The organism is Lysinibacillus sp. GbtcB16 (assembly GCF_019091145.1).
Lineage (GTDB): Bacteria > Bacillota > Bacilli > Bacillales_A > Planococcaceae > Lysinibacillus > Lysinibacillus fusiformis.
Genome location: NZ_JAGXJV010000004.1, coordinates 98,003 through 111,648, shown reverse-complemented (window position 1 = coordinate 111,648; position 13,646 = coordinate 98,003). Strand labels below are relative to the sequence as shown.

Genomic DNA, 13,646 nt, shown 5'->3' with positions numbered 1-13,646 from the left:
TTACATGATTTTTGAGGAAATGTCAAAGCTTTTGCTAAAATAAATAAAAAATTTGAAGATAAGGCTATATTTCTTATGTTATAGATGAATTATTTATCTTTTAGTTTGTGTTATGATTTATAATCCATGTACAATATAATTGTTTCAAAAAATGTCAAGGGAGTGTTGGAAATGGCGGTAGAGGTATATTTAATTTTTAACGGAAATTGTCGAGAAGCTGTAGCGTTTTACGAAGATGCTTTTAGTACGGACAAGGCTGAAATTATGACATTTGGGGATTCACCACAAAACCCTGATTATCCATTACCAGAGGAAGCAAAAGATCTTGTTATGCATACACGACTTTCCGTATTCGGTAGTAGAATTATGTTCTCAGATACATTTCCAGGCTCACCATATGCGGTTGGAAACAACGTTACATTAGCAGTTGTTTCTGATGATGAAGAGCAGATGCGAAAAGCATTTGATAAGCTTAAAGATGGTGGGAAAGTTGTTATGGAGCTTCAAGAAACTTTTTGGAGTAAATGTTACGGCTCCCTTACAGATAAATTTGGTGTAGAGTGGCAGTTTAGCCATGAGGTAAATGAATAATTAATACAATTCAAAGCACGGTGATCATTCACCGTGCTTTATTTTTAGTAATGAAAACGATTGACATAGCCCTGTAATTCATCCGCCATATCGAGTAATGCTTTAGAAGATGATGCGATTTCCTGCATCGAGGACAATGTTTGTTCAGTTGAAGCGGCTACTTCTTCAGATGCTGCTGCATTGAGTTTAGCATGATCCGACAGTTCAATGGCCGTTGCCGAAACCTCTTCCACTACAGCAGACATTTCCTGAGCAGAAGCCGATATATCCTCCATTTTAGGAGCAATGTTTCGTAAGCTCTCAATAATACTTATAAATTTCTTCTTTGTGTCCTCAGACAGCTGTAAGCCCTCTTGGACATCTGTAGAAGCCTTCATCATGGTTTGAACAGATTTAGCCGTATCTTGTTGAATGCCTGTAATTAGCGTGGCAATTTGCTCTGCTGATTGATGAGATTGTTCTGCCAATTTACGTACTTCATCTGCCACAACTGCAAAGCCTTTGCCATTTTCGCCAGCTCGTGCTGCCTCAATCGCTGCATTCAATGCAAGAAGATTTGTTTGGTCTGAAATATTACTAATAATCTCGATGATGGAGCCTATTTCTTTTGTACGATCGAATAGTGATTTAATCATGCTATCAGACTGTGCTACAGATTCATTGATGGATACCATTTGATTCACCGATTGTTCGACAGATTGTCCACCCTCCACTGCTAAATGGATAGCCTGACTGGATAGATCAGAGACTTGTAGTGCACTATCTGCTACCTCTACAACTCCTTTTGCAATTTCCTCTATGGAAATGGCATTTTGATCGATTCCTGTTGTTTGTTTTTCTGTACTTATAGCTACTTGCTGCATTGCCTCTGTCACTTGTTCAGAAGCAGCGATATTCTGCTCAGCATTTGCTGAAAGACCTTGTGCAGCAGTTTGAACATGCTGAGAGCTTTGATCAACATTGCGAATGAGCTTTTTTAAGTTTACTTTCATGGAGACAAATGCCTCACCAAGCTGTCCAATTTCATCCTTCGTATGAATATCAATATATTCCGTTAAATCCCCATCACTTATTTTTAGTGCGCTCTGCTGTAATCGCTTAATAGGGCTAACAATGGATTTAATCATAGCAAGCATAAAAATAATGCCAACAATAATAGAAACTGCAATGATTAGTAGGGTGATATTAAGTGTTGCTGAGGCAGCATCTGTAGCCTCTACGGTAAACATTGTTCCGATAACCTTCCATCCTGTCAGTTCGTTTGTCTCAAAGCGTAAATGTTGGTTTTTTTCAATAATGATGCCTTCCTGTTGTTCATAAACCTTGGATATATATTTTTCTGTAGCTTCGGTTCCACTTTCTTTATCCCTTTGTGCTACATATAGCTGATTACTATCCAGTATGGCCGCAAAGCCAGTTTTCCCAATACGTGTATCATCTGTTAGTGCACTTAGCACAGAGATATTTAAATCTAAGGCAATAACACCTGAATCATCAGGGAGAGCTTGCATAACGGTCACTACGATATTATTTGTAGATTTTGATAGATAAGGAGAAGTGATTGACGCATGTCCCTTGTTTTCAATCGCTTCCGTATACCAAGGTCGAACACGCGGATCATAATCGCTAGCATACTCATGGACAGGTGCATCAATCATGCCACCATCTGCAGTACCTATATAAAGCAATTCTACCTCAGGGTGTGTATGAACGTATTCTTGGAAAAGGTTATTCAATTCCTGACGATTCTCTGGCTGTAAATGAGATAGATTTAACTTTTTTGCAAAATATTCAATATCATATACTTTAGGCGCAATCATATTTGTAATATTGGTATTAAGCATTCTGACACTTTCCATAGCACTTGCTTGTTGCTCATTTAAAATTTGACTTTTAGTACTTTTAAAGGAGGTATAGCCGATCATAAGTGCAGGAACGAGAAGGATGACTAAAAATGCAAAGATGAGTTTCTTTCTTAAACTAAGTAGTTTCATAGGGTATTCCTCCTTAATATGTCATGATTAGTTTGTAGATCATGGGACAACGAAGGCTAATAATGGTTGTACATGGAATTAGTCTTTGTTGTAATCTGATTCTAAGAGGAAAAGAGAGAATAATCAACATAATTTTCTGAAAAATCTGGAAAATAAAGTTAGGTTTTGGTGATATTTAAAGAAAAATGTCCTATTTTGTAGTTTTAGACAAAAGAAAAATCTGGGCTCCATGAAGTGCTGAACCCAGATTTTTAAATGAGGTACCTTAATAGTGAAAACGATTTACATGACCCTGTAATTCATCAGCCATATCAAGTAACGTTTTAGCAGCAGAAGCTATGTCCTGCATGGAGGATAAAGTTTGTTCAGTTGAAGCTGCAACTTCCTCTGTAGTTGCTGCATTTAATTTAGCATGGTCTGATAGTTCAATGGCTGTAGCAGAGACTTCCTCCACGACTGCTGACATTTCTTGAGCAGAAGCCGAAATATCCTCCATTTTTGGTGCGATGTTTCGAAGGCTTGCAATAATATTCGCGAATTTTTTATTCGTTTCCTCCGTTAGTTGTAAGCCATCTTGGACATCTGAAGATGCTTTTACCATTGTTTGTACAGATTTAGCGGTATCTTGTTGAATCGTCGTAATGAGTGCAGAAATTTGGTCTGCTGAGTGATGTGATTGCTCTGCTAATTTTCGAACTTCATCAGCCACTACGGCAAAGCCTTTTCCATGCTCTCCTGCTCTTGCTGCCTCTATAGCCGCATTCAGCGCAAGTAAATTTGTTTGGTCGGAAATCGCACTAATCATTTCCAAAATAGAGCCAATTTCTTTTGTGCGATCATAAAGTGTCTTAATCATTATATCTGATTGTGTAACAGACTCATGAATCGAATTCATCTGCCTAACGGTTTGTTCGACAGCTTGCCCGCCTTCCTCTGCCAATTGGATAGCATGGCTAGAAAGATCAGATACCTGCATAGAGCTATCTGCAACTTCCACAACCCCTTTAGCAATTTCCTCCACGGAAATCGCATTTTGGTCAATAGCAGTAGTTTGTTTCTCTGTACTGATAGCCATCTGTTGTACGGCGTCAGCAACCTGCTCAGAGGCAGCAATATTTTGCTCAGCATTTGCAGATAAATCTTGAGCGGATGTTTGTACATGCTGTGAGCTTTGGTCCACGTTGCGAATCAATTTTTTCAAGCTCACCTTCATAGAGATAAAGGCTTCACCAAGTTGTCCAATTTCATCCTTGGAATGAATGTCTATAAACTCAGTTAAATCGCCTTCACTAATTTTTAATGCGCTATGTTTCAGCTTATTAATTGGATTAACAACAGATTTAATCATAAAGAGCATGAAAATCACACCAACTACAATTGAGACAACAATGATTATTAAGTTGATATTTAATGTGGAGGCAGCTGCTTTTGCTGCTTCTGTGGTAAACATTGTTCCAATAACCTTCCAACCTGTAAGCTCATTAGTAACAAACTGTAAATGACGATCTCTTTCAATAATCGTCCCGTTTTCTTGTTCATAAACTTTCGCGATATAGTTTTCTGTTGCCTCAGTACCACTTTCCGTATCAGGCTGAGCAATATAGATTTTATTGTTATCTAAAAGAGAGGCATAGCCCGTTTCGCCGATGCGTATTTCATTCGTAATGTCACTTAATGTAGAAATATTTAAATCTATTCCTATTACACCTGAACCATCTGGTAGAGCTTGAGTGATGGTAATGACAATATCGTCTGTAGATTTTGAAACATAAGGTGCGGTAATTGAGACTTGGCCATTATTTTCTAAAGCCTGCTTATACCAAGGTCTTGTACGAGGGTCAAAGTCATCCGCATACACTTGGACAGGTTCATCCAGTAGTTTCCCGTCAGCAGTACCAATATAAATAAGGTCAACTTCAGGGTGCATATTCACATATTCCTGTAGAAGGGATTTAAGCTCAGGAATTTTATTTTCCTGCAAATAAGATTGATTAAACTTTTTTGAGAAATATTCCACATCTTTCAATTTTGGTTCAATCGTGTTCGTAATATTGGTATTAAGTATGCGCACGCTTTCAGTTGCACTAGCATGCTGTTCTTCTGAAATTTGCTTTTCAGCGCTTTGGTACGACACTATTCCAATTAACAGTGTTGGAATAAGAAGCATTGCTAAAAACGAAAAAATAAGCTTTTTTCTTACACTTAGTTGTTTCACTTGTATTATCCTCACATAACATTTTTTATTCTATACTTTTCCCTATAAGGTAAATAATTCTCATTCTAACAGAAATAAAGTAAAAGGTAAGCCCTAATAGATATTATTATCAATTTTTAGAAATTTCTCTAAACAGATTTGTTAGAAGCTATATAATGCTTTGATTTGTTGTATACTAAATTCATACAAGAGGAGGGAATAGAGTCATGATTCATCAAATTGGACAAGTCATGTTATATGTTAACGACCAAGATGCTGCAGTGAAATTTTGGACAGAAAAAGTAGGGTTTATTATTAAAAACGAGCAGGAAGAGGCGGGAATGCGTTGGATTGAAATTGCACCGTCGAAGGAAGCTCAAACATCCTTTGTGCTACACAATAAAGAAATCATTGCTAAAATGCAGCCAGAATTAAATTTAGGAACACCCTCTATTATGTTTTACGCTGACCACATTGAAGAAATGTATCAGGATTTTCAGGCAAAGGGCATTAAAGTGGGCGATTTAGTCATGATGCCAATGGGTAGAGTTTTTAATTTTGCTGATCCAGAAAACAATTACTTTGCATTAGTTGAAAAATAATAATAAATGAATGAATCTGCTTATTTTTGTCGTGAAGTAGGCGAAAATAAGCAGATTCCTGTTTAATATCTTCTTATATAAATGTGAGTTAGCCCTCTATGGCAAATCTTCTCCGAAAATACTAACCGTTTGTCGATCTACTACAAATTCGTGGCCATCCCATTTTAATATATTTTCCACATATCCTAAGCCATCAGCATGGTACCTACCCGCAATCTCTTGATACGCTAAAATTTCATAGGTCCCATCCCGATCATAATCAACAGGGTATAATCCGCTAATTGGGTCAACCCAGCCTTCAATCGGTTGCTTTAATGTCCCATCTGGATGATAGATTTCTGCTAAATATTCTGGGCCTTTATATTGTAGATCAAGTATATATTTTTTTGCAGGAGCCTTACTTTGAACAACTGCCTTATAGTTGTTGGCATAATTGACAGTATATTGGAGCTTAGTATTAAATGATTCTGTGTCAAAAATGGAATGCACCTGATTATTCGTAGAGGAGAATATTTCCCCGTTAATAATTCCTCCGCTACCTCCTGTATCAGAAATAACCATGATATCCTCAATATGATTACCAGTAAAATCTCCTAGAAAAATGGTTGGGTGATAGCCCACATTTTCTTTTAGTGGGATTTGTTCAATTCGCCCTGTTTGCCCATAAAAAATGGTTAAGGTTATGTTTTCCCATAATGGGCTACCAGGCCTTTGAGTCCCCATTAAAAAAATAGTTTCAAAGAAGCCATCCCCATTAATATCTCCAAATTTAGTTTGAATAACCTGTGGTGCTAAATGGGATGCGATGCCCGTACCTTGCGGAGAATTTATGTTATTAGTCATATATACACCTCTCTCATAGTCTTAGCATATGTTGTAAACAAAGCTTGGTGCATAAAAATTCGAATAGGTCTAAACCATATTAAACAGACAAAAAAACTTGAATTTCACCCATTGACATTTTTAAAGGTGATAAGTAATATAAATGTCAACGAATCAGAAAATTCAGTACCACATGTTATCTCACTACAAATTTGTAGCGCGGGATTTTTTTTATTATTAATCCTTAGTAAATATATAAGATTTATATATATTGGGAAGAAGGAGATTTTTTGAAGAAATTATTTGTTAAAACGGAGCAACAACGATTTTGGTTAGATAAGTTAGAAGCCATCTCAAGTCCTATAAAGGCCGAGGCAGCTGAGGTAGATGAACAATCTCGTTTCCCGTTCGAAGCACATCGACTACTCCAGCAAATTGGTTATCCGCAACTCACTTTACCGAAACAATATGGAGGAGAGGGCCTATCAGTCTATGACATGGTGCTTATACAAGAAACATTAGCAAGCTATGACGAGAATGCCTCGCTCTCCCTCGGATGGACATTAGGCGTTGTTGGCGAAATATATGACACAAAATTATGGACGGAGGATTTATTAACGGCATTCGCGGAGGAAATAAAGAAAGGTGCCATGATTAATAGGGCTGTAAGTGAAGCAGCAACTGGGAGCCCAACACGTGGGGGGAGACCAGGGACAAATGCTGTGTCTATAAAAGATGGATGGCGCATAAATGGACGCAAAATCTTTACTACAGCTTCGCCAGTGTTAGATTATTTTCTCACTTCGGCTTGGATTGAAGAGAAGCAACAAATTGGGTTCTTCCTCATCCATAAAGATTCAATAGGATTATCCATTGAGGAAAATTGGGAAATGTCTGCCATGCGAGGTACTAGCAGCCATGATCTCGTATTAAATGATGTCGTTGTGGCTAAAGATCACTTAGTCGAATTACCGAGCCATGCTAGTGGCGGTAAAATAAATGGCTGGATTCTACATATCCCGGCCACATATTTAGGCATTGCACAAGCTGCCCGTGACTATGCCGTACATTTCGCTAATCATCATCAGCCTAATAGCTTGAATGCCCCGATTAGTACATTACCAAATGTTCAACAGCTTTTAGGAGACATTGAGTTAAAGCTTCATCAAGCACGCTTTGTCTTATATGGGGTAGCTGAGGCATACGATGATCCGGCAAGACGCGCCATTTTAACAAATGAAATGGCTGTTGCTAAACATACCGTAACGAATATCGCAATTGACATTGTTGATAAGTCGATGCGTGTAGTCGGGGCGAAAAGCTTACAATTGTCAAATCCGCTACAGCGCTATTATCGAAACGTACGTGCGGGGCTTCATAACCCACCAATGGATGATATGACCATAATTAAATTAGCAACGGCTGCTATCGAACAGCAGAAATTAAATGACCATCAATAATAATGTGGATAATAAGGAGAAATGTTACATGAAGAAGAATAAGATATTTCAATTTGCCGCGATTGGATTAGCTTCCATCGCACTTTTAGCGGGCTGTAATTCTGGAGAATCAGCTGATAAGAATTCAGATGAAGGTAGCGAAGTTCGTACAGTCAAAGTTGCCTATGATCAGGCCTCAAAGCCTATTAGTTATATAGACGATAATGGAAATCCAACAGGTTATGACGTAGAGGTAATGAAATTAGTAGATGAATTATTACCAGACTATCAATTTGAATATGTAGGAACGACAAGTGATGATTTATTAATTGGTGTAGAGCAAGGGAAATATCAGGTAGGGGTGAAAAACGCATTCTTTACACAGGAACGTACAGAGAAATTTATTTTCCCAAAGGAATTTTTAGGGTTAAGTAGTGCAGGCCTAGTATTACGTAAAGAGGATGAAGGGATAAAGACATTAGCTGATTTTGCGAAAAAGGGCTATTCGTTGGCACCTATTGCAGCTAATAATGCGCAATACACAATTATTGATGAATATAATACGGCCAACCCTGACAATAAAGTAAAGCTTCAAGCGGGTGACGCATTTACAGTTGACGTTGTGCAGTGGGTAAATGAAGGACGTGTCGATGGTGGCGTTATGATTGAAGGACCATTTAAACAGCAAGTGCTTGCAGAAGATGGACCCTATAATAACTTAAAAGATGAAGTAGTCTATAATGAATTTTCTGTGATTAAAACATGGCCTCTTTTCAATAAAAAGGAACAAGAATTTGCGGATGCTTACGATAAAGCCATCGCTCAAATTAAAGAACAGAAGAAAACAAACGAATTGAGCACGAAATTCTATGGCCGTGATTTATTTGAAGTGTTGGAAACGGTTAATCGTTAATTTAAAGCATATTGACCATTATTAGGACTGTTGAGGCTGGCACGCTCAGCAGTCTTTATTCATAAAATAAAAGTTGGTGAGGAAATGGATAAATACTTTGACGCGACCTATATTTGGAGCGCGATCCCCGTCTTATTACCGTTTTTAAAAATCACGTTTTTAGTTGCAGGGTCCTCTATAGTCTTAGGCACAATATTTGGCTTATTACTAGCGGCAGCTAAGCTCTCTTCTGTCAAGCTATTACGAAGATTAGCGAACCTGTATACGACGATTATGCGATGTACACCATCTATTGTTTTATTATTTCTTGTCTATTATGGTGTGCCCGCATTAGCTGAAAACTTTGGTCTCAATCTCCATTCCATTGAAACAGCTATTTTCGTGGTAGTAACATTCACATTACAATTTGCAGCAATTATGTCAGAGGTGATGCGATCGGCTTATTTAGCCATTCCGAAAGGGCAGTTTGAAGCGGCTGTTAGTGTAGGGTTAACGCCCATACAAGCCTACCGAAGAATTATTTTCCCCCAGGCACTTGTCGTTGCATTACCGAACTTTGGAAATGGCATGATTGCTTTATTACAGGAGGGTGCCTTGGCCTATACAATTGGATTAATTGATATTGTAGGGAAGGCCAATTTAATTATAGCTAGTAATATTAATGCGCATGCCTTAGAGATTTATATCGCCTTGGCAATTATTTATTGGGTATTATCTATTATTATTGAAAAGATATTTGCTATATTAGAAAAGATATTTGGTAGGGGTAAAAAGACCTTAGAAACAACATAAGGAGGCGTAACCATGAATTATCAATTTTTACTTGAAACATTTTTCGTTGCACTATCAGGTGTTCCCATCGCACTCCTTGTCACAGTTGTTGCTTTGTTCATTGCGCTTCCACTAGGATTTTTACTGGCGTTAACGAGGATAAATAAAATTCCAGTTATACATCATTTAGCAAAGATCTACGTATCCTTTGTGCGAGGAACACCAATTATTATACAAATCTTTATTATTTATAGTAGTATTCCGCTTATGTTAAGAATTATTTTTGAAAAATATCAAATTCCATATGATATATATAAAATCAATCCAATATGGTATGCATTTATTGTGTTTGCATTCAGTTCAACAGCTATATTAATAGAGGTATTTCGTTCTGCATTAAGTACCATTGAAAAGGGACAATTGGAGGCAGCATACTCAGTAGGTTTGACAACATTCCAAGCGTATACCCGAATCATTATTCCACAAGCATTAGTTGTTGCGCTTCCAAATATTTGTACAGCGACAGTCAATTTGATAAAAGCAACTTCTTTAGGGTACGCAATGTCTCTACCTGAAATTACCTTGAAGGCAAAGGTAGCTGCAAATGTCGGCTACAATTACGTGGAAGCCTATCTGGATATCTTTATTGTGTATTTAATTTTATGTAGCACAGTCGAATACTTGTTCAAGCGTTATGAAAAATATTTAAGCAAATACAAAGCGGCAAATGCCTAAGGGGTGAATGAGCATGTTAGAAATTAAAAATATTCATAAATCATTTGGTGAAAATGAAATTTTAAAGGGTGTAGATTTAGCTATCGATCAAGGTGATGTAGTCGTTATTCTAGGTCCTAGTGGCTCAGGAAAAACAACATTATTACGCTGTATCAATTTTTTAGAGAAAGCGGATCAAGGACATGCGACATTTGGAGATATTGAAGTGGATTTTCAACATGTAAAGAAAAAAGACGTACATGCAATTCGCCAGCGTGTGGCATTTGTCTTCCAAAACTATAATCTTTTCACGAATAAAACGGCATTAGAAAATGTCACAGAAGGGCTAATTATTGGACGAAAAGTTCCTAAGACAGAGGCAGTGGAAATTGGCAAAAGGGCTCTTGATAAAGTAGGCTTATCTGAAAAATACGACGCATATCCAAGTCAGTTATCGGGAGGTCAGCAACAACGGGTAGGGATTGCAAGGGCGGTAGCGTTGAATCCAGATATTATTTTATTCGATGAGCCAACGTCTGCACTTGACCCCGAACTAGTAGGCGAGGTACTACAGGTCATGAAAAATATTGCAGCTGAGGGGACAACAATGCTTGTGGTGACGCATGAAATGGGTTTTGCAAAGGACGTAGCAAACCGTGTTATCTTCATGGATGGAGGAGTTGTCGTAGAGGAAGGTAGTCCTCATGATATTTTTGTTAGCCCGAAAGAAGAGCGGACGAAGAAATTTTTAAAACGTGTCATTCCAGAAGACTATACGTTCTATATATAACGAGGATCATTTCCATTCGGACTAAGCTCCATGTATACAGGGGTGTCGTCTGGAGCTTTGTAGCCCTGAATGGAAATCACTTCGTGCATTCAACACTTCCCTATCATTGAAGGAAGTACGTTAATTTATTGATGGAATAAATGTGTAACTCATGCATAGCTCTCGTACAGGCTGTATAGAAATAGTTACGTTCTGTTTCTCGTGAATAGTTGGCGGCTGATGCATTATAAATCAGGACCGCGTCAAATTCGATCCCCTTTGCCATATAAGCAGGAAGTAATAATATCCCCTTTTTAAATTGCTTAGTATTGTGTGTAATAAGTTGAATATCAACGTGATGGCTTAATTGTTCAAACACTGCTGAGCATTCCGCTGCAGTTTTACAAATAACAGCGATCGTTTCAAATTTATGAGATAGGTCGTTGATGCTCTGAATAATTTGTTTATTTAACTCCAACTCATTTGGCAATATTGTAATCGAAGGTTCTAGACCATTTCGGTTAAACGCCTCTACTTCACTACCATCATTTAAAATTTTAGCCGTGAGCTGAATGATTTGCTTTGTTGAACGATAGCTTTTCGTTAAAATCATCTTTTCGGCCTGCTCACCATACAATTGAGGGTCAAGCAGTGAAGGATTATCAAAGGTATGCGGATGTATGGTTTGATGGCTATCGCCTAAAATTGTCATACGCGCTTTAGGGAATAACTGCTGTAAGACGGTTAGTTGGAATGGTGAATAATCTTGTGCTTCATCAATTAGTACATGGCGAATTGTTGTATTTGTTTGCTGACCTTCAATTTTATCCTGTAAATATAAAAACGGGGCTGCATCTTCATAAGCAATTAATCGTTTTGCTAAATTAGGAAGGGTGTTTTGGCAAATATCCTCCCAATTGTCTGGGACAAGCTGCTGAAAGTCTTGATTGAGAGTATTAGATATATCAAAGAGTTGACGATAGGTACCTAATATATGAACGAACCTTAATTGATTGACAGAGTTTCGTAAAGGTTTAAAATGCTTTTTTACAATTTGGCGCGCTAATTTTTTGCGTTCATGATCAAAATCATCAAATGAGTTTTCTGTATAGCGTCCCTCATATAAGAGCTCACTGTAAGACTTGGAGTAGTCTTCCTTGTCTAATAGCTCAGTTGCTTCTTCTACCCAATCCTTCGTACGCTCAGCTCTTTCAATTTTCGTTAATTGCTGTAATAACCATTCCTTCACTAATTGTAGGCGGTTTGGTATCGACATGGAGGATGGGAACGAATAAAAGTATTCCGTAATTTCCTGTGCAGTAATAATTCGTTCTCCACGAAAAACAATATTTTTAAATAATAAGCCTTTGTTCGACAAATAACTTACATATTGGTCGATCAATTGCTTGTAAGTCAGGCTTGCTTTAAATGAAATGCTATTTAATTTTGTTACATATTGAGCTTCATCTTTTTCTGTTAATAGATCTTCAAGCTGCTCATAAGGGTATTCTAATTGGAACTGACGACCTAAACGTTTTTCAGCATATTCAATAAACGTTAGTTGTTGCATATTGTCTTCACCTAAATCAGGTAGGACAGTATGGACATATTGATTAAAAAGCTGGTTAGGCGTGATTAATAAAATTTGATCTGCTGTCATTTCATTACGATATCGGTATAATAAATAAGCCACTCGTTGGAGTGCAACGGCCGTTTTACCACTACCCGCAACACCCTCTACTATGAGGTAACGTGAGTGGATATGGCGAATAATTTTGTTTTGTTCCGCTTGAATGGTGGCAACGATACTGCGAATATGTTCGTTTGCATTTTGTGCAAGGATATCGAGCAATAAGTCATCACCAATGGTTAAGCCGGTATTAAACATGGATTGTAGCTGACCATTTTTAATAATAAATTGCCGTTTAAGCAGCATCTCACCGTGAATATCCTCCGTTGTAGTTTCGTAGGAAGCTTCACCAGGAGTGCAATCATAATACATACTGGAAATGGGTGCACGCCAGTCATAAATGATGATGTTTTCATCTTGCTCATCCAAAAGTGTGGCAACACCTATATAAATTTTTAGAGGTTCAGAATGCTCACTTTGTAAAAAATCGATTCGTGCAAAATAGGGTGACTGCTGTAAACGTTCATAAACCTTCACATTTCGAATGGCCCTTTGCTGTGCAAGTTCTGAATCTGAAAGTAGCTCTACTTGTTGTTTAATAGCAAAAAATGTTTCATCAACATCCTCAGCAGTATCTAAATTGACTCTGACATCGTTCCAGAAAGTTTTCTTAATGGCGACAGCATTTTCTTTAAAGCCCTTTTCTTGAAGCAGTAATTCCTTCATTTTGGCATCAATGATATTTAAACAATGCTCAAGGTGCTGCTTTTCTTCCATCCACTCATGTTGATTTTCCAATGTCTACTCACATTCCTCTCCATAGTTATTATCTTCGCTCGGCATGAACCCTTACCTATATAGATGGTGGGATGTAGGTAATTGTGATTCCTTTTCAATGGCTGAACACTGATCCTTTGAATAACTCGAAAGTCCTCAAACGTAATTATCTCAAGGAGATTTAGTATGGTGATTGAATCAGGAAATTTATCATACATCTACTTCAGCAAGAAGTATAGTCTAGTAATTTTTGTAAATTTATGATACAATAATGGTGTAAGGTAATAAAATATTGATATGCATAGACTGCTCTACGAAAAGGTGGAGCAGTCTTTTTTATATGTAGAAAAGTCCGGAATTATTCCTGTTTTTATAGAAATGAGTATTAATTACGTGTCCTTTTAGTAGAAATGTATTTATTTGAATTATC

Annotated in this window: 11 protein-coding genes; 7 read left to right on the top strand and 4 right to left on the bottom strand. The window is 37.5% G+C overall.

Going from position 1 to position 13,646, the window contains the following annotated elements; all coding sequences use genetic code 11:
- The first annotated feature begins 171 nt into the window (after positions 1–171).
- Positions 172–591, top strand: a complete 420-nt coding sequence (locus KVT27_RS16690) for a VOC family protein (protein ID WP_025116510.1) — start codon at positions 172–174, stop codon at positions 589–591.
- A 44-nt stretch (positions 592–635) separates the two neighbouring features.
- Here the strand turns inward: KVT27_RS16690 and KVT27_RS16685 are convergent, their stop codons facing one another.
- A complete protein-coding gene (locus KVT27_RS16685) occupies positions 636–2,585 on the bottom strand; it encodes a methyl-accepting chemotaxis protein (RefSeq protein ID WP_217581636.1) in 1,950 nt (649 codons plus the stop codon).
- 265 nt (positions 2,586–2,850) lie between these two features.
- A complete protein-coding gene (locus KVT27_RS16680; RefSeq protein ID WP_150906470.1) occupies positions 2,851–4,800 on the bottom strand; it encodes a HAMP domain-containing methyl-accepting chemotaxis protein in 1,950 nt (649 codons plus the stop codon).
- 206 nt (positions 4,801–5,006) lie between these two features.
- On the opposite strand from KVT27_RS16680, the gene KVT27_RS16675 reads away from it, so the two are divergent.
- On the top strand, positions 5,007–5,381 hold the full coding sequence (locus KVT27_RS16675; protein ID WP_036121745.1) for a VOC family protein: 375 nt from the start codon (positions 5,007–5,009) through the stop codon (positions 5,379–5,381).
- A 96-nt stretch (positions 5,382–5,477) separates the two neighbouring features.
- Here KVT27_RS16675 and KVT27_RS16670 read toward each other — a convergent pair whose 3' ends face one another.
- The gene (locus KVT27_RS16670) at positions 5,478–6,224 is read right to left on the bottom strand and encodes a hypothetical protein (protein WP_036121743.1); all 747 of its coding nucleotides are present in this window, start codon (positions 6,222–6,224) and stop codon (positions 5,478–5,480) included.
- A gap of 269 nt (positions 6,225–6,493) precedes the next feature.
- On the opposite strand from KVT27_RS16670, the gene KVT27_RS16665 reads away from it, so the two are divergent.
- From KVT27_RS16665 to KVT27_RS16645, 5 genes are all read left to right on the top strand, one after another.
- Positions 6,494–7,663 carry an acyl-CoA dehydrogenase family protein gene (locus tag KVT27_RS16665; protein ID WP_036121740.1) on the top strand — a complete coding sequence of 390 codons (1,170 nt, stop codon included), beginning with the start codon at positions 6,494–6,496 and terminating at the stop codon, positions 7,661–7,663.
- A 28-nt stretch (positions 7,664–7,691) separates the two neighbouring features.
- A complete protein-coding gene (locus KVT27_RS16660) occupies positions 7,692–8,555 on the top strand; it encodes a transporter substrate-binding domain-containing protein (protein WP_036121738.1) in 864 nt (287 codons plus the stop codon).
- A gap of 84 nt (positions 8,556–8,639) precedes the next feature.
- Complete coding sequence (locus KVT27_RS16655; RefSeq protein ID WP_036121735.1) at positions 8,640–9,347, top strand: amino acid ABC transporter permease; 708 nt, start codon at positions 8,640–8,642, stop codon at positions 9,345–9,347.
- Between the two features lie 12 nt (positions 9,348–9,359).
- Positions 9,360–10,061 carry an amino acid ABC transporter permease gene (locus tag KVT27_RS16650; RefSeq protein ID WP_036121732.1) on the top strand — a complete coding sequence of 234 codons (702 nt, stop codon included), beginning with the start codon at positions 9,360–9,362 and terminating at the stop codon, positions 10,059–10,061.
- 13 nt (positions 10,062–10,074) lie between these two features.
- Complete coding sequence (locus tag KVT27_RS16645) at positions 10,075–10,830, top strand: amino acid ABC transporter ATP-binding protein (protein ID WP_008180632.1); 756 nt, start codon at positions 10,075–10,077, stop codon at positions 10,828–10,830.
- A gap of 103 nt (positions 10,831–10,933) precedes the next feature.
- Here KVT27_RS16645 and helD read toward each other — a convergent pair whose 3' ends face one another.
- Positions 10,934–13,237 carry an RNA polymerase recycling motor HelD gene (gene helD / locus KVT27_RS16640; protein WP_036147882.1) on the bottom strand — a complete coding sequence of 768 codons (2,304 nt, stop codon included), beginning with the start codon at positions 13,235–13,237 and terminating at the stop codon, positions 10,934–10,936.
- Between the last annotated feature and the right edge of the window lie 409 nt (positions 13,238–13,646).

What these genes read in the sequence shown, in the direction of transcription:
- KVT27_RS16690 (WP_025116510.1), top strand. Translation starts at nt 172, where the DNA reads ATGGCGGTAGAGGTATATTTAATTTTTAACGGAAATTGTCGAGAAGCT.
- KVT27_RS16685 (WP_217581636.1), bottom strand. Translation starts at nt 2,585, where the DNA reads ATGAAACTACTTAGTTTAAGAAAGAAACTCATCTTTGCATTTTTAGTC.
- KVT27_RS16675 (WP_036121745.1), top strand. Translation starts at nt 5,007, where the DNA reads ATGATTCATCAAATTGGACAAGTCATGTTATATGTTAACGACCAAGAT.
- KVT27_RS16670 (WP_036121743.1), bottom strand. Translation starts at nt 6,224, where the DNA reads ATGACTAATAACATAAATTCTCCGCAAGGTACGGGCATCGCATCCCAT.
- KVT27_RS16660 (WP_036121738.1), top strand. Translation starts at nt 7,692, where the DNA reads ATGAAGAAGAATAAGATATTTCAATTTGCCGCGATTGGATTAGCTTCC.
- KVT27_RS16655 (WP_036121735.1), top strand. Translation starts at nt 8,640, where the DNA reads ATGGATAAATACTTTGACGCGACCTATATTTGGAGCGCGATCCCCGTC.
- KVT27_RS16650 (WP_036121732.1), top strand. Translation starts at nt 9,360, where the DNA reads ATGAATTATCAATTTTTACTTGAAACATTTTTCGTTGCACTATCAGGT.
- KVT27_RS16645 (WP_008180632.1), top strand. Translation starts at nt 10,075, where the DNA reads ATGTTAGAAATTAAAAATATTCATAAATCATTTGGTGAAAATGAAATT.